Origin of the sequence: Anabaena azotica SJ-1 (assembly GCF_047275885.1) — a bacterium.
Lineage (GTDB): Bacteria > Cyanobacteriota > Cyanobacteriia > Cyanobacteriales > Nostocaceae > Trichormus_B > Trichormus_B azotica_A.
This window is the reverse complement of the sequence record NZ_CP178454.1, coordinates 4,407,928-4,424,812: the sequence shown is the minus strand read 5'-3', so window position 1 is coordinate 4,424,812 and position 16,885 is coordinate 4,407,928. Positions and strand designations below refer to the sequence as shown.

Annotated in this window: 12 protein-coding genes; 7 read left to right on the top strand and 5 right to left on the bottom strand. The window is 37.1% G+C overall.

Annotated elements, in window-relative coordinates:
* Positions 1 to 442: 442 nt before the first annotated feature.
* The gene (locus tag ACLLO5_RS19355; RefSeq protein WP_413176136.1) at positions 443 to 1,504 is read right to left on the bottom strand and encodes a hypothetical protein; all 1,062 of its coding nucleotides are present in this window, start codon (positions 1,502 to 1,504) and stop codon (positions 443 to 445) included.
* 157 nt (positions 1,505 to 1,661) lie between these two features.
* On the opposite strand from ACLLO5_RS19355, the gene ACLLO5_RS19350 reads away from it, so the two are divergent.
* The 3 genes from ACLLO5_RS19350 (at position 1,662) to ACLLO5_RS19340 (ending at position 4,837) form a co-directional block, all read left to right on the top strand.
* Positions 1,662 to 2,648, top strand: a complete 987-nt coding sequence (locus tag ACLLO5_RS19350) for a glycerophosphodiester phosphodiesterase (protein ID WP_413172113.1) — start codon at positions 1,662 to 1,664, stop codon at positions 2,646 to 2,648.
* Between the two features lie 214 nt (positions 2,649 to 2,862).
* The gene (gene chrA / locus ACLLO5_RS19345) at positions 2,863 to 4,035 is read left to right on the top strand and encodes a chromate efflux transporter (RefSeq protein WP_413172112.1); all 1,173 of its coding nucleotides are present in this window, start codon (positions 2,863 to 2,865) and stop codon (positions 4,033 to 4,035) included.
* 61 nt (positions 4,036 to 4,096) lie between these two features.
* Positions 4,097 to 4,837: a class I SAM-dependent methyltransferase gene (locus ACLLO5_RS19340; protein WP_413172111.1), complete on the top strand. Its 741-nt coding sequence runs from the start codon at positions 4,097 to 4,099 to the stop codon at positions 4,835 to 4,837.
* A gap of 300 nt (positions 4,838 to 5,137) precedes the next feature.
* On the opposite strand, the gene ACLLO5_RS19335 is transcribed toward ACLLO5_RS19340, so the two are convergent.
* Positions 5,138 to 6,574: an MFS transporter gene (locus ACLLO5_RS19335; RefSeq protein ID WP_413172110.1), complete on the bottom strand. Its 1,437-nt coding sequence runs from the start codon at positions 6,572 to 6,574 to the stop codon at positions 5,138 to 5,140.
* Between the two features lie 73 nt (positions 6,575 to 6,647).
* Here ACLLO5_RS19335 and ACLLO5_RS19330 point away from each other — a divergent pair, with 73 nt between their 5' ends.
* On the top strand, positions 6,648 to 7,151 hold the full coding sequence (locus tag ACLLO5_RS19330; protein WP_413172109.1) for a phosphoribosyltransferase: 504 nt from the start codon (positions 6,648 to 6,650) through the stop codon (positions 7,149 to 7,151).
* 157 nt (positions 7,152 to 7,308) lie between these two features.
* Here the strand turns inward: ACLLO5_RS19330 and ACLLO5_RS19325 are convergent, their stop codons facing one another.
* From ACLLO5_RS19325 to dnaK, 3 genes are all read right to left on the bottom strand, one after another.
* Entirely contained in the window at positions 7,309 to 9,423 is a 2,115-nt protein-coding gene (locus tag ACLLO5_RS19325) for a PhnD/SsuA/transferrin family substrate-binding protein (RefSeq protein ID WP_413172108.1), read from the bottom strand.
* A gap of 604 nt (positions 9,424 to 10,027) precedes the next feature.
* On the bottom strand, positions 10,028 to 11,023 hold the full coding sequence (locus ACLLO5_RS19320; RefSeq protein ID WP_413172107.1) for a DnaJ C-terminal domain-containing protein: 996 nt from the start codon (positions 11,021 to 11,023) through the stop codon (positions 10,028 to 10,030).
* Between the two features lie 159 nt (positions 11,024 to 11,182).
* Positions 11,183 to 13,243 (bottom strand): molecular chaperone DnaK, encoded by a 2,061-nt coding sequence (gene dnaK, locus ACLLO5_RS19315; protein WP_413172106.1) that lies wholly within the window; start codon positions 13,241 to 13,243, stop codon positions 11,183 to 11,185.
* A gap of 250 nt (positions 13,244 to 13,493) precedes the next feature.
* Between dnaK and ACLLO5_RS19310 the strand changes: the two genes are divergently transcribed.
* From ACLLO5_RS19310 to ACLLO5_RS19300, 3 genes are read left to right on the top strand one after another with little or no spacing between them, the layout of a single operon-like run.
* Positions 13,494 to 14,342 (top strand): M28 family peptidase, encoded by an 849-nt coding sequence (locus ACLLO5_RS19310; RefSeq protein WP_413172105.1) that lies wholly within the window; start codon positions 13,494 to 13,496, stop codon positions 14,340 to 14,342.
* A 58-nt stretch (positions 14,343 to 14,400) separates the two neighbouring features.
* On the top strand, positions 14,401 to 15,849 hold the full coding sequence (locus ACLLO5_RS19305; RefSeq protein WP_413172104.1) for a site-specific DNA-methyltransferase: 1,449 nt from the start codon (positions 14,401 to 14,403) through the stop codon (positions 15,847 to 15,849).
* Positions 15,850 to 15,854: 5 nt separating this feature from the next.
* The gene (locus ACLLO5_RS19300) at positions 15,855 to 16,880 is read left to right on the top strand and encodes an XcyI family restriction endonuclease (RefSeq protein WP_413172103.1); all 1,026 of its coding nucleotides are present in this window, start codon (positions 15,855 to 15,857) and stop codon (positions 16,878 to 16,880) included.
* The last annotated feature ends 5 nt before the right edge of the window (positions 16,881 to 16,885 follow it).

Genomic DNA, 16,885 nt, shown 5'->3' with positions numbered 1-16,885 from the left:
ACAAAATATAATTAAACAAAATATGGATTTTGGATTGAACCCAGGGATAAATTCGCGAACTTTTACTATCAAGGAATAGTTGGACAGAAGACAATATACCGAATAATCTAAAATACGGAATTAATTGTCCTTGATAAATAGTAACTTAATCTATGTCCACCATTCATCTATCCTCCCGATTGTTAATCTTACAAACCTAATATCCATTTTATGCCATGCTACACAGAATTATGAAATCCAGTAATTTATCCGTCTTTATCTGCGTTTATCTGCGGTCAATTATGATGGATATTTCATTCTATGCAGCTTCATATTAATTCGATATCAGCTAACGTTAGACTCCAGTAGGGACAGGTTGAGCAGATCACTTCACTTTTTTGTTCAAACAATCATTTATCCCACATTCCGCCCCTACAAATTCATAAATACACCATCTTGATCCTCAACTATCCCAATCTTCCACTTCATATAAAAATCTAGTTTTACCAATCAACTTGCGATTAGCTGACGTACTTTGCACAAATACCACATATTTTTCTAGATTACTAGGTTTTATCCGTATCGTGGCATCCATCGGTAGACCTAACATTTCCCTAGCTGAACTACCTTCAAATAAATCACCCGTCTCCCTATCCATTAAAATAATTTCTTTTTTGGCTTGGATAGTTTCTGTCTTTGTGAATTCATAGAAACCCCTACCTACTTTAAATCTTAAAGCATTTTCCAAAACAAAAGCCTTAATAGAAATATCTTGGTCAACATCTAAAACTTGAAAACGTCCCGGAGAAACCGCCCTTAAATCAGTGGACTCATAATAGGAAACTCCTTCCCGTTTCATCATGGTATTAAATATTTTATTTAACCCACGACTCATCCGCCCTTGTTCAATTATTTCTTGTTCATAAGCCTGTAGTTGTTCATTTGATGATTGTTGATAACAAACAGCTAAAAATAAATCAGTAATATAGGAAAATTGGTCAAGAGTGATATGGAAACCACCTGATTTTTCAGCTATTTCTTGATAAAAAGGTGTAGCATGAGAACGATTTAGTGCTTGAACTCCATAAACCGTAATTCCAGCATCACCTAACTTATCTAATTCTTTACGCCAATTCAGCTTTTGAGGATTATGTGCTGGTGCATGAGGAATATCATCACCAATTAAAACTAATGATTTATTTGCAGAATTTGACCAAGATAAAGATTGAGCTTCATGTAACACTAACTCATAACATTCTGGTGCATCTCCCCCACCAGTCGGTGCAACATTTTGAACAAAATTACAAATTTCATCAACATCACCAGAGAGATTCAAAATTTTTGTCACATAAGTTGAATCTGCATCACAATAGTCACCATGAGCTATAATTCCTATCTTGATCAAAGGAAGTTCATCCATCAGTCTGGTGACAGTATTTTTGATTTTCTTCCGCACCTGGGTTAAACAAGGATACATACTACCAGTTGTATCAAAGCTGAACACTACTTCTATATTATTGTTCATCATAACTGTAACGAAATTCTCAGTTATCTATGGTATATCTTTATTTTAAATAGCTAAAGGTTGTAAAAGCTGTTACTTTAAGATATTGTAATAATTAATTACTGCAAAAATAAATTCTACGTAATATTACATATACAGCAGATTGTTGTGTTAGGTTATGACTAAAAAAATCACCAACCAAACCCCTATTATTATCGCTCATCGAGGCGCTAGTGGATACCGTCCCGAACATACTTTAGCAGCATATCAATTAGCAATTGATTTGGGTGCTGACTATATTGAACCAGACCTAGTTATTACCAAAGACGGAGTTTTAATTGCTCGTCATGAAAATGAAATTTCTGAAACTACAGATATAGAAAATCATCCTGAATTCGTTCATATTAAAACTACAAAAATTATTGATGGTGAAGTTAAAACAGGCTGGTTTACAGAAGATTTCACTTTAGCAGAATTAAAAACCTTAACCGCCAAAGAACGCATCCCCCAAATACGTCCACAAAATACCATATACAATGGGCTGTTCACAATTCCCACACTGCAAGAGATCATTGATTTAGCCACAAATAAAAGTTTAGAACTAGGTCGAATAATTGGAATTTATCCAGAAACAAAACATCCAACTTATTTTAAATCCATTGGCTTGCCATTAGAAGAAAATCTATTAATAAATTTGCAAAAAACTAATATACCTATATTTATTCAGTCATTTGAAGTTGGAAATCTCCAAGAATTAGCCAAAAAAACAGATTTACCTTTAGTGCAGTTGATTAATGATTGTGGTAAACCTTATGATTTTATTACCAGCCATGATAATCGCACATATCAAGATTTAATTAAGACAGCAGGTTTAAAAGAAATTTCTCAATATGCACAAGCAATAGGAGTGAATAAAAATTTACTGATTCCCAGAGATGAAAATGGTAAATTAAAGTTACCAACATCCTTATTTAGAGATGCTCATCAAGCTGGTTTACTAGTTCATGCTTGGACATTTCGTAATGAAAATTTATTCCTACCCTTAAACTTTCAAAACAATCCCCAAGATGAATATAAAATCTTTTTTGACTTGGGTATAGATGGCGTATTTAGTGACTTTACTGATACTGCTGTAACCTGGAGAAATTACTATTCACAATTTTAGAGTAAATTGACTGTCAACCATAAATGCTAACAGTCAATTCTGCACAGTTTACCAAGTGCTACTACTGAAAGAGCCACTAGATTTTTAATGGGAGTTTGGATTATACTACACTAAATCAATCGGTTTAGTATACTTGGCTATTTTTTTTGTAATTCAAAACCTGGTTCTGCATCTCTTGTCTGTCTTTTAGATTATAAACATCATCAGAAATAAAATGAATAACTTGCCATTAAATCGTTTAGGGGAAATCGCTAAACTCTTTTTTAAACTGGGCATTATCGGCTTTGGGGGACCAGTTGCCCATATTGCCATGATTGAAGATGAGGTTGTTAAGCGTCGTCAGTGGTTAACAAGAGAACATTTTTTGGATTTATTAGGTGCGACTAACTTAATTCCCGGACCAAATTCTACAGAAATGGCTATTCATATAGGATACATTTATGCAGGATGGTTAGGCTTAATTATTGCAGGTGTTTGTTTTATTTTACCTGCTGTTTTAATTACAGGTATATTTGCTTGGATTTATGTTAATTATGGTACTTTACCCCAGTTTGCACCTTTACTGTATGGGGTTAAACCAGCAGTTCTAGGAATAATTATCAATGCCCTTTGGAGTTTATCTAAAAAAGCGGTAAAAACCCGACAATTACTAATAATTGCTGTAGCAGTAGGCTTGATAACTTGGTTTGCTAAAGTCAATGAAGTTATCGCTTTATTATTAGGTGGAATATTAGGAATGATTTGGTTACGAAATGGTAATCAAACTAATTTAGTTATAGCTGGTTTAACTATTGGTGCAACTTGGCAAGGAACATCTATAACAGCAGCATCTGTACCTTTATGGAAATTAGGTTTATTCTTTCTCAAAGTTGGTAGTGTCTTGTTTGGTGGTGGATATTTACTAATAGCATTTCTGCAAGGGGGATTAGTAGATGAATATGGCTGGTTAACACAACAACAATTATTAGATGCTGTTGCTATCGGTCAATTTACACCTGGTCCAGTGCTTTCCACTGCTACATTTATAGGTTATATAATTGCTGATATACCAGGGGCAATTGTGGCAACAGTAGGAATTTTTCTACCTTCATTCTTATTTGTTGCTATTTTAAACCCTCTCATTCCTTGGTTACGTTCCTCATCTTGGACAAGGGCTTTTCTAGATGCTGTTAATGTTAGTGCGGTAGCATTAATGGTAGTGACTACATTACAATTAGGAATAGTTACTTTAACTATAGAAAAAGTGCCTTATATAGATTTTTTTGGTTTAGTTATTTTCTTGATTTCCGCAGTTTTAGCTATTCGCTATCGCATCAATACAGCATGGTTGGTTTTAGGTGGTGGTTTAATGGGTTGGGGTGTTTCAGTTTTAGGTTATGTCCAATAACAGATGTATGAATTTGGTTTGGTTATTTAACTATAAATGTAGTCAGGAATAGGTCAAAAAAATGGTACAGCATTACGATAATATATCTCAAGAATATAAAAAATCTAAAGAGTTGCCAGTACGCCTCCATATTGAGAAATTTACATATTTTAATATGCTTGGTGATTTGACGGGTAAATCAATTCTTGATTTGGCTTGTGGAGAAGGATTTTACACCAGAAAATTCAAACAAAAAGGTGCGTCTCTCGTTGTAGGAGTTGATATTTCCGAGAAAATGGTGGAACTTGCAAGACAGGAAGAAGCTAAACAACAACTTGATATTGAATATATTGTCGGTGATGTACTTGAACTAGGAAAAATTGGCAGTTTCGATCTTGTTGTGGCTTCTTATTTACTAAATTATGCCCAAACAAAAGAGCAACTACTAAAAATGTGTGGAAACATATTCACTAATCTCAAACTGGGAGGTCGTTTTGTGACCTTAAACAACAATAGTGAACAATCTCCTAGTTCCTATCTCACAACTGAAAAATATGGTTTTATTAAAAGTATTTCTAAACCACTACAAGAAGGGACAGCTATACAATATACATTTTTTGTTGATGGAAATAAATTCAGTTTTGATAACTATTACCTCAGCAAAGATACATATCAATGGGCATTTCAAAGTGTTGGCTTTAAAGATATTTGTTGGCAAAAACCACAAGTTTCTCCTGAAGGAATAAAGGAATTTGGTCAAGAATTTTGGCAGGATTTTCTTGATTGTGAACCTTTAATTGGGATTGAGTGTTTTAAATACTGATACCATTACTTTAAATACGCTTCATTTGGGGATGTAAAGATGTTAATATAGCATTTTATAGCCTAATGTAGAGTTTCTGAAAGGAGAAAGCAAAAATTGTCAGGTTCAATTTATATCCACGTATCAAACAAAAATTGGGAGAGAAAACCTAAGAGGTTGTTTGAAAACTTTTTCGTGTGGGATTTAACACCCGCAGATCCCCCTAAATCCCCCTTTTTAAGGGGGACTTTGAGGAATTTAGACCCTTTTTAAGGGGGGTTGGGAGGATCTCGATTAATTCTGATACTTTTCAAACATCCTCTAAGAATTATTCTCTCTCCTTTCTTGCAACTTCAGCATAATTTCCGCGTGCATTTCGCGGGTAATGGGATAGAAAAAAGTCAAAATCAAGCCAATAATTAAACAAATTGTGGGTATGGGACCCACTGCAATTCTAATAGCTAACAATGCAGAATCAGGTTGTATAGGTAAGGTATTTTGTCCAATTACAGCTGCTTTAAAACCGGATGCTTGTAAAGCATTACCTACTAAAAATAAGCCAAAGGCTAAACCAAATTTTTGCAATAAGACCATGAAACCATAAAAAACTCCTTCCCGTCTTTGTCCGGTTTGGAGTTCGTCTAATTCAATGACATCGGGAATCATTGACCAAGGAATTAAATAAGCTGTAGAAACTCCACAACCTGCCATTATAGCCATCACATACATTAATCCAATTTGATTCGGCTGTAAAAAAAATAGTCCTCCAGCAGCGATTATCCATAAACTCATTCCTAGAAAATAAACAATTTTTTTACCATATTTTTTACTGAGATTACTCCAGACAAATAACATTAATAAAGCTGTTGCTTGGACTGCAATTAAAACTGTGGGAACTTCTGAATTTTTTAGTCCCATGCAGTAGAGTACAAAATAGGGAATAATACTAGCGGTAATTTGTACACCCAGCCAAGAGAAAAGATAGATAGCGATAACAAATAGAAAAGGTCGATTGCTGAAGGCAATTTTTATTTGTTCAAAGAAGGGAATTTCTGGAGGTTCTGCTAATTGAATGCGTTTGGCTTCAAAAGCCATGATGCGATCGCGTGTTCCATAAACGCACCAATATAAGGATAAAACCGAAATTACAGTACAAATGGCTGCTAATACTAGATACTGTTGTTGAGGATTAGCAATCACAGAAAAAACTATCTGGGCTAAAATCAGTGATAAAATACTGCCACCAATGGAAAAAGTAAAGCGATAGCTGTTTAAACTAGTTCGTTCATCGTAATCTTGAGATAGTTCTGGTGTCATTGCCGTATAAGGCAAATTGACCACTGTAAAGAACACTTGAGACATGACCCCAATAGCAACGTAATACCAAAACAATGGCCACATATTACTACTGGGTTCAGAGCTAAATTGTGGTACAATCCATTGCAAGAAAAAGAAAATCCCAAAGGGAATTGCACCATATAATAACCAAGGTAAACGACGACCCCAGCGACGAGATTTAGTTTTGTCAGTCAATAAACCTACAATTGGATCATTGACAGCATCCCAAATTTTACCAATCATCAAAATACTGCCTGCTAAACCAGCGGGAATCCCCGCTACATTAGTAAAAAACACCAGCAGAAAAAATATAGCAATATTAGAAGTAATAGCTGGGCCTAAATCTCCAGCACCATAAGCAAGTTTTGTTTTCAAATCTAACTTTTCATTGACTAATTTTTCACTATTAGAATTGTTCATAATTACTTACACTCATATTAAGATAGTTTGGATTTGCTTTCAGTGCTAACTAAAAAATATTTCCCTGAGTTTTATGTCAGACCTCCACGTTTCTTGGTCAGATTATCACCTTAAAATTGAACAATTAGCTGTCAAGATTTATCAATCAGGTTGGGAGTTCAATCAAATTGTCTGTCTTGCTAGAGGGGGACTAAGAGTAGGAGATATTCTTTCTCGGATATATAATCAACCTCTGGCAATTTTAGCTACATCATCTTACAGTGGTGGGGGTAAACAAGAAAGGAGCAGTTTAATCGTTTCCTCTCACTTAACGATGACTACTGACAAGTTAGGTTCCCGGATTCTGCTGGTAGATGATTTAGTGGACTCTGGGATAACTCTACAGCAAACTGTTCCTTGGCTAAAAGAACATAGTGAGTTTCCTATTGAGGAAATCCGTACTGCTGTAATTTGGTATAAAGCTTGTTCAGTTATTACTCCAGATTATTATACTGATTATCTAGCTGATAACCCTTGGATTCATCAACCTTTTGAAAAGTATGAACTTATAAATCCTGGTAATTTGGAGACAAGATAGGTCAAAGGTGTTGAAAAATTGGTGATTGGGGATTGTGGACTGGTAATTCTCTGGTGTTTCTCTGTCACCTGTCACTTTGTATTGAAGCGATCGCCTAGTCCTGTAAGTTTCAGATTTTGAGCATGAGTAGAGAACAACCCTAGATTCAAACTACCAACTATCGACCCACAGGAAGCTGAATCTTCAACTCTGTTCCCTGTCCAGGTTCTGAGAATAAATCCAGTTTACCACTATGCCGTTCAACTACGATTTGATAGCTAATTGATAATCCTAATCCTGTTCCTTGTCCAACTGGTTTAGTTGTAAAGAATGGGTCAAATACTCGTAGCTTGGTATCTTCTCCCATACCTAATCCGTTATCTGCAATGTGAATAAAAACCCACCTATCTATCATATTTGTCCTAATAGTAATGGTAGGAATAAAATTATTCTGCTTATGAACAATGGTTTCTTCCAAGGCATCTATAGCATTACTTAATATATTCATAAATACCTGGTTCAGTTGCCCTGGAGAACATTCGATGACTGGCAAATTACCATATTCTTTATTAATAACTATCGGAGATTGATGAAAATTACCCTTTAAACGATGCTGCAAAATTAACAGTGCATTTTCGATTCCTTCATGAATATCCACTGGTTTGATTTCTGCTTCATCCAAACGCGAGAAATTTCGCAGGGAATGGACAATTTTTCTAATTCGTTCGCTGCCAAACCGCATGGATTTGAGCAGTTGCGGTAGGTCGTTACTAACAAATCCGAATTCAAATTTTTCCATTGCTATCTGAACTGCATTTACGGGTTGGGGATAGCTTTGTTGGAAAGTTTGAACTATATTGAATAAGCCTTGAACATATTCTTCTAAATAGTTGAGATTGCCATAAATGAAGTTTACAGGATTATTAATTTCGTGAGCAATTCCTGCTACTAGTTGTCCTAAGCTGGACATTTTTTCACTGTGAATCAATTGCATTTGTGTTTGCTGCAACTCTTTCAATGCCTGTTGCAGATGCTGAGTTTGGGTTTTTAGCTGTAATTCTGATTGTCGCAATTCTTCTTCAGCTTGTTTGCGTTGGGTAATATCAGTGTGAGAACCTGCCATGCGATATGGTTGATCCCAAACATCGCGTAATAATGTGCCTCGGCAAAGTACCCAGAGATAATTGCCGTTACGATGTTGGAGGCGATATTCTTGTTCATAGGTGGCAAGTTGTCCTTTAAAGTATTGCTGAAAAGTTGTCAAAACGCGATCGCCATCATCTGGATGTAAACGCTGTTTCCATTCTTGAAAGTGATTGGATATTTCGGCATCAGCATACCCCAACATTTCTTTCCAGCGTGTAGAAAAGAAGACTTCGTTGGTTTCTAGATTCCAATCCCACAACCCATCATTTGAACCCTTGACGGCTAGTTGAAAACTGGAAGTTGTTTTGCCGAAATCTTTGTAAGGATGAACCTGTAAAACTTGAAAGCACTCATGAACAGATTGATAATTCAGGGGAATAGTCCAACCTTCTGATTTTGCTGCTGTTGCTGCGGGATGATTTTTTGGTAATTTCAGCAGTGCGATCGCTACTTGTTCTGCCAATTCACTCGGAGTTTTAGGAGTGACAGCAAACGGCCATTCTGGGTATAATTCCGTACTCAAAGCAAAGGGAAACTTTTCTCCATACTGCGTCTGCTGATTAATGATTTTGAAGGTTTTCAGGTCAACTTTTCCTTCCAATGCCATCTGTTCTATGACATTTGTGGAAATAGTTCCTGCATCTGCCTGACCTTGCTGAATGGTATAGACAACGGCATCATGACTATTGGTAAAGTGCAAACTCTGAAAATCTCGGTAAGGATTAATACCTGCTTCCGCAATTTCTCTCCATGCAGATCGCCATCCCCCAAGAGAATTTTCTGCTACAGCAACAAACCGTTTACCTCGTAAATCAGTTAGAGTTTGGATATGTTCACAATCAGCTTTACAGAAAATTACCCCACCAAACATGGTGTAAGCTTGTCCCATCCGCAAATGCTTGAGCGTTGCCAAACGATTTACTTCATAAAGAGCTTCAAATTCCACATATATCCCTGAACTTGTAATCACAAATTCCACCGCATTCTGTTCAATAGCTAACCCAATCTGGGTAAAATCCAGGGGAACAATCACAAAGTGATATTCAGGCAGTTCCGAAGAGAGATAATCCGCTGTTTTTTGCCAGGTTTGTAGCGTATGCTGTGTATCTCGATGTGCTAAAACACCAATTTTAATCAGGGTTTTCATAGCTTGTTATTGTTTATACCAAAAATTGGCAATCATCAACATAGGCCTCATTGACTGATTCCTCACTGAAGATAGAACGGAATTCTACGCCTATTACCAGTAGTCTGGAAGACCACCCTATCCTTAAGGGTATCATTTTCAAACCACGGTAACTTTATAGATTTATAGTAGTTTAAGGCTAATTTAACAGAAAATTCACAATAAGTACAAGAAATAAAGTTAATTGCTAGTCAGCAGTCATACGGTGTGACTTTAAGGTTGATACAAATAGGGGTGCAGGGAGTAGGGGAAAGAATTAAATAGGGTTTGCAGAAAAAGTCTTTTCGTTAGGGTTAGGAGTCAGGAGTCAGGAGGAAGAATTAGAAGAAGAGAAGAATAGTCTTGAATCCCAGATTCCGCAGTTCAATTTTTTATAAAAAAATAGCCTGAAATGTTTACCAGGTAATCATTTCAAGCTTTGTAAGCTTACAATTCATTATTATTTAATTTGCTTCATACTATAGCGGTATGCACTTGAATGACATACACGATTAACGTCAAAAATCCATACACTAAAAGACTTTCAACTCTGTTCCCTGTTCCCTGTTCCCTGTTCCCTGCTATATTAAATTAAATCCGCACGAGGTTTAAAAGTTTCTACTTCCCGCAATTTTTCATAAAGCTGTCTTTCTTCATCTGTAATATTTTTAGGTGTAACTATCTGAACTTCTACTAATTGATCACCACGTTTTCCGTTTTCACCTGGGTAGCCTTTGTTAGCTAAACGAAATCTTTGTCCAGACCGCACAGCAGGAGGAATGGTCATTTTGACAGGACCGTCAAGAGTTGGTGCTTCGACTTGTCCTCCTAAAACCGCTTCACTAGGAGTCACTGGAACTTGACAGAAGATATTTGCACCTTCTAATTTAAATAAAGGATGGGGTTCAACGGTAATTTTTAAGTATAAATCGCCACCAGAGATGCCTTGATTTCGTAAGCGGATGGTTTGACCTGTTACCATAGCAGGGGGCATAGTTACTTCGAGCGATCGCCCATCTTCTAATCGTATTCTTTCATTACCACCTTGATAAGCTTTTTCTAGTGGTAAAGTTAATCTGGCTTCTATATCCCTACGAGTGCTTCGGGGTGGGGTGTTAACTGTATATGAAACTTTGGTTCTGGGAGTCCTAAATGGGTCAGTAGTGGTTGTATTATCTGCTGTAGTTCTGCTATCTTTGCGACTGCTAACACCAATGACCTGATTAATAAAACTTTCAAAATCAGGAAATTCGCTAGGGTCTACATCTTGACCGCTGCGACCGTTAGCGCGATTATCTCCCCAAGCTTTGGGTTTTGGTGTCTGTTTACCACCAGCAAAGCCTTTTTGTTTCCAGTAGCGGCTAAACTGGTCGTATTGCGATCGCCGGCTGGGATCGGAAAGAATTTCATAAGCCTCCCCAATCGTCTTAAATTTTTCTTCTGCTTCTTTGTTACCTGGATTAAGATCAGGGTGATATTGCCTTGCTAACCTGCGATAAACCTTTTTAATTTCTTCGCTAGAGGCTTCTTTATTTACTCCCAAAATCTCGTAATAATCGCGGAAATTTTGCAAATTTTGCATAATGAGTTATCTGTAATCAGTTATCAGTGGGAACTCTTAACAGGGAACAGGGAACAGGGAACAGGGAACTGCTAATTAATATTTATCTTTCTTCTGCCTTCTGCCTCCTGCCTCCTGCCTCCTGACTCCTGAATCTAAAATCCAAAATCTAAAATTACCTTAGAGCCAATCATCGTCTTCATCCCAATTATCCTGGTAGGTGGGACGGCTGCGGCGTGGTGGAGGACTATCATAAGAGGGAGAACGATTGTCTCTACCATAGTCTTTACCATAGTCTCGACTATAGTCTCTGTTATTAGAATCGCGTTCCCGATAGGTTTCTCTGGGATAATCGCGTTCCCGTTCTTTATCACCAGTGAAGATGTCACGGATGGCACCAAATAGGTCTTCATCTTCATCTTCAGCATAATACTCACGGACTTCCCGATTTAGCTCATACAGAGCATCTTGTAGGTCAGAGTAAGCTTGGTCAATACCGCGATCATCATTATCTTTTAAACTGTCACGCAGTTCCCGGCAAATATTGTCAATGCGTTGACGACGGTTACGGGCGAACTGCATCCCCATTTCTAAGGCTACTTCCCTCAATTGCCGTTCTGCTTGTAAAATCAATGCTTCGGAACGAGTGCGTTTTTCTACCCGTTCTTTTCTTTCCCGGTCAACATCAGCATATTTTTGAGCATCTTGAATCATCCGATTTACTTCTGATTCACTCAAAGTCGAAGCGCCTTGAATTGTAATACTCTGTTCTCTACCGGTGGTACGATCTAAAGCCGTTACCTGTAATATACCGTTGGCATCAATATCAAAAGATACTTGAACTTGGGGTATACCTCTGGGTGCCGGGGGGATGCCATATAACTTAAATCGTCCCAAAGACTTGTTATTTGCTGCCATTTCCCTCTCACCTTGAACAACGTGGATTTCTACGCTGTTTTGGTTATTTTCTGAGGTGGAAAAAATGTCCGAGCGTCTTACTGGTATTGTGGTGTTACGGGGAATGAGTTTTTTCATCACACCACCAATGGTTTCCAGTCCTAAAGATAGGGGTGTGACATCTAACAGCAATACATCTTTGAGTTCACCGGCTAAAATCCCGGCTTGAATCGCTGCACCTACGGCCACAACTTCATCAGGGTTGACGTTTTCGTTGGGTTCAATGCCTATCAAGTCCCGCACTAGCTGTTTTACCATTGGTATCCTGGTGGAACCGCCTACTAGTACAACTTCTTCAATATCTACTGGGGAAAGTCCGGCATCTTTCAGCGCCCTTTTGACTGGTGTGCGTACCCGACTGATTAAGTCACCACATAAGCCTTCAAATTGCGATCGCGTCAAGCGTGTTTCCAGGTGTTTGGGACCATCCTCTGTGGCGGTGATGAAGGGTAGATTAATATCGGTGACACTGACAGCAGAAAGTTCAATTTTGGCTTTTTCTGCGGCTTCCATTAACCTTTGTAAAGCTTGGCGATCGCGTCTTAAATCTACACTCTCTGCTTCCAAAAATTGTTCTGCCAACCAATCAACTATCTTTCTGTCAAAATCATTACCACCTAATTGCGTATCTCCACTAGTGGCTTTCACCTCAAATATGCCGTCACCTACTTCCAAAATCGACACATCAAAAGTTCCACCACCCAAATCAAAAACCAAGATAGTTTCCGTTTCACCCCGATCTAATCCGTAAGCCAAAGAAGCCGCAGTCGGTTCATTGAGAATTCGCAAAACATCTAAACCAGCAATTCTTCCAGCATCACGGGTAGCTTGGCGTTGGGAATCATTAAAATAAGCCGGAACAGTGATTACAGCCCCGGTGACAGTGTCTCCCAAATAACGACCAGCATCATCTGCCAATTTCTTCAGCACCATAGCTGAAATTTCTTCTGGGGCAAATTCTTTATTTAAACGAGGACAGGCAACTTTAATACTACCCAGTTCATCTTTACGAATGGTGTATGGTACACGCTTAGAATCCGGGTTGAGTTCACCATATTTCCGCCCAATGAAGCGTTTAACTGCAAAAAAGGTATTTTGGGGATTAAGAACAGTTTGCCGTCGTGCCATTTGCCCAACCACCCTTTCACCTTCTTTGCTGAAGCCAACAACAGATGGAGTGGTTCGCATACCTTCAGCATTGGCAATCACCACCGGCTTGCCACCCTCCATTACGGCGACTACTGAGTTGGTTGTACCCAAGTCGATGCCGACTACCTTGCCCATGCGTTACTTGTCTCCTAAGCGTGTCCTGTACATCTATTATGATTGGATGGCGCTACTTCTAGCTTGCTGCTAAATGATAAAAACCGCCCAATGGTATAATTATCATCATTACATTCAATAATTTAGATAATTAGAGAAATTTTAGCTTAAGGTGCTACTTGCCAAACTAGGATAGCATTTGAAGAGAGGGAACAGGGAATAGGGAATAGGGGGAGAATATTTTCCCAATCACCAATCACCAATCACCAATTTGACTTTAAAACAACGATTACAAAATCATCTCCAAGAAATAGCACGGGAACGGGATCCCTATATGGCGAGTGCCGGACATTTCTTTGTTCAAGAATACATTCGCCAACAATTTGCACAATGGGGAAGTGTGGAAATCCACACCTTTCAAGTCAGGAGTAAAACCTGTAAAAACCTGATTTTAAATTTACCAGCCCAAGCAAAAAGGCAAAAAACAGAGTTACCACCCATTTTAATAGGCGCTCATTATGATGGTGTACCTGGTACAGTGGCTGCTGATGATAATGCTACTGGTGTGGCTGTGTTGTTAGAGTTTGCTCGCAGTTTTGCCCAAATACCAGCTAAATATCCTTTGCGACTTGTTGCTTTTGATATGGAAGAATACGGCTTATTAGGTAGTGCTGATTATGCTGATTCATTACGTAAACAAGAACAACCTCTACGCTTGATGATTTCTTTGGAAATGCTAGGCTATCGGGATTTTACTCCTGGTTCGCAAAGATACCCAGCTTTTTTAGACAAGTTTTACCCCAATACGGGAGACTTTATCGGTTTAATTGGTAATTGGCGGACTTTGGGCGATTTAATTAGTTTGAGTAGCAGTATTCGCCAAGCAGGTGTGTCTAGTCAATGGCTACCAGCACCCAATCGGGGTTTACTAGTTCCCCAAACTCGACTTAGTGATCATGCACCTTTTTGGGATCAGGGTTATCCAGCAATGATGGTGACAGATACTGCATTTTTGCGAAATCCCAATTATCACAAACCAAGTGATACTATTGCCAGTTTGGATTTAGATTTTCTTACTGGTGTCTGTGAGGGTTTGGAAATCGGGATTAGGCAATTGTAGAAAATTTTAGATGAAATACTGCGAACTGAATCTAATTTATTGAATACTTACTAAATTTATGCCTATATTATCTTCTTTATGTGCCAGAGCAATGCTTTATGAAAAATTTCAATCTAAGATCACACATAATCCTTCTTTAGATAGAAATTTGGTTAGTTATCAAGGTAATAAACAAACTCCTTTTTATTCTTGGTTAAAATATAGAGAAGGATTTTCAGAACGTCTAGTTACCTACATTCTGCAAACATTCAAGCCTAATCCAGGAATATTAATAGATCCATTTTCAGGAAGTGGAACAGCACTATTTACTGCTAGTGAATTAGGATGGATAACCACGGGGATTGAACTTTTACCAGTTGGTATTTTTGCTACTGAAGCTAGAATAATATCTCAAAAAATAGATATACAGGAATTTAAAAAATTAATATATAAACTGCAAAAAATAGATTACAAAAGCTACTGTAAAGATAGTTTTACCTTTAATCATTTAAAAATTACTCGTGGGGCATTTTCCGAAATTAATGAAAAGCAACTAGTAGGCTATTTATCATATTGCCATGATTTGATTACAGATCATAATATCCAAAAAATGCTGATATATGCAGCTTTTTGTATCCTTGAAGATATTAGTTATACTAGAAAAGATGGGCAATATCTCCGCTGGGATTTCCGTTCAGGACGTTCAAAAAGTAAATCTGAATTTAATAAAGGAGCAATTTTATCTTTTGAAGAAGCAATTGAACAAAAGCTTAAGCAAATTATATCAGACTTAGAGTTAAATTCCATACAATTAGATTTATTTAATGATAATCAGCTACCACAATTTTCTCATAACAAATTTGGTGATCTGGAAAATGTAGAACCTAAACTTTATGAAGGTTCATGTTTAGAAATTCTTCCTACTGTTCCAGGTGATAGTGTTGATTTCGTTATTACATCACCACCATATCTAAATAGATATGATTACACTCGTACCTATGCTCTTGAGCTTGCATTTTTAGGATGTGGTGAAGATCAAGTCAAAAATCTGCGTCAGCAAATGCTTTCATGTACAGTAGAAAATCGTGATAAACGCACATATTTAGAAGAATATTATAAAAGTAAACAATGTGAGCAAATTTTCTTAAAAATAGATTCTGTTTTTAAACAACAGGAGGCATTACAAGAAATATTAATGATTTTAGAAAAAAATAAGAATGAAGGGACTTTAAATAATAAAAATATTGCCAGAATGGTACATAATTACTTTTATGAAATGTGTTTTGTCATTTATGAACTAAGTCGCATTCTCCAATCAGGTGGCATAATCGCAATAGTTAATGATAATGTCAAATATGCAGGGGAAGAAATTCCTGTAGATTTAATTCTATCAGATATAGCAGAGTCTTTTGGACTGACAACTCGATATATTTGGACATTAGGAAGAGGAAAAGGAAATAGCAGCCAACAAATGGGAAATTATGGACGTACAGAACTGCGTAAATGTGTTTATATTTGGGAAAAATAAATATCATGACAGACGAGGATATTCGTATAAACTATCGTTTACGTTCAACATTCTTTTATCGCAAACTTAAAGAATACAAAACACTATCTTTTCAATCCAAAATTGCTGCCTTATTAGCAGTCAAGGATTTATATAGCTGGGAAAATTGGAAAAACTGGGGTATTGGAGAAGATGCGTTTAACTATATTAGTAACCATCCTGAATTGCAACTCATTCAAATATTTTGCCACCCCAGGTTAATTCGAGAATACTCTTCTTTATTAGCCTATTATCGGAATATAGCTGCACTTCCTCAAAAAGCAGTTCAGTATTTAGCTAAAATAAATTTAAAAAAAATTGAAGCTGATGAAGAAAATAACTATAATCTAACAGAAGATAAAGCTTTGGCACTTTCCCGATTATTTAATGAACATATATCTCTGATTATTGATAGTTCAATTGAAAGCCTGACACAAGCAGAATTATATGGCATACTACTAGCTTCAACCGGAGCGCAAATTGATGGTTCTTGGCGTAATGCTATTGGAGAAGAAGCTGAAAAGGTTGTACAGCGATTACTTATCAAAGAGGCAAAAGAACGTAATTTAATAGCTGCTTTTATTCCACGCAAGATTAGTGAACTTGAAGCATATAATCCTCATAAAATTGAAGAACTACTAGGAAATATAGAAGCTTATCGGGGGGTGAAATTAGCTAACCATAATTCCATTCTTTTCTCAAAAGAGCCAGATGTTTCATTTCTGAATAACCAGGGTGCAACAGTTGGTGTGATTGAAGTGAAAGGAGGAACTGATCCTGCTGGTGCATTAGAACGTTATGGTGCTGCTAAAAAATCTTTTGAAGAAGCATTGCGTATAAATCCCACAGTTACAACTATTCTTATTGCTAGTTGTATTACACCTGAAGTAAATAATCGGATTCAGAATGATCCTACAATCTCTGCTTACTTCAATTTGACAGAAATACTGGACAAAGAATCAACAATATATGATCAATTTATTGAAAAAGTATTTTCACTTCTACATAAATAATAGAT

Excerpts from the sequence above, each read along its gene's own strand:
- ACLLO5_RS19350 (WP_413172113.1), top strand. The coding sequence starts at position 1,662 with ATGACTAAAAAAATCACCAACCAAACCCCTATTATTATCGCTCATCGA.
- ACLLO5_RS19330 (WP_413172109.1), top strand. The coding sequence starts at position 6,648 with ATGTCAGACCTCCACGTTTCTTGGTCAGATTATCACCTTAAAATTGAA.
- ACLLO5_RS19340 (WP_413172111.1), top strand. The coding sequence starts at position 4,097 with ATGGTACAGCATTACGATAATATATCTCAAGAATATAAAAAATCTAAA.
- chrA (WP_413172112.1), top strand. The coding sequence starts at position 2,863 with ATGAATAACTTGCCATTAAATCGTTTAGGGGAAATCGCTAAACTCTTT.
- ACLLO5_RS19300 (WP_413172103.1), top strand. The coding sequence starts at position 15,855 with ATGACAGACGAGGATATTCGTATAAACTATCGTTTACGTTCAACATTC.
- ACLLO5_RS19335 (WP_413172110.1), bottom strand. The coding sequence starts at position 6,574 with ATGAACAATTCTAATAGTGAAAAATTAGTCAATGAAAAGTTAGATTTG.
- ACLLO5_RS19355 (WP_413176136.1), bottom strand. The coding sequence starts at position 1,504 with ATGAACAATAATATAGAAGTAGTGTTCAGCTTTGATACAACTGGTAGT.
- ACLLO5_RS19325 (WP_413172108.1), bottom strand. The coding sequence starts at position 9,423 with ATGAAAACCCTGATTAAAATTGGTGTTTTAGCACATCGAGATACACAG.
- ACLLO5_RS19320 (WP_413172107.1), bottom strand. The coding sequence starts at position 11,023 with ATGCAAAATTTGCAAAATTTCCGCGATTATTACGAGATTTTGGGAGTA.
- ACLLO5_RS19305 (WP_413172104.1), top strand. The coding sequence starts at position 14,401 with ATGCCTATATTATCTTCTTTATGTGCCAGAGCAATGCTTTATGAAAAA.
- dnaK (WP_413172106.1), bottom strand. The coding sequence starts at position 13,243 with ATGGGCAAGGTAGTCGGCATCGACTTGGGTACAACCAACTCAGTAGTC.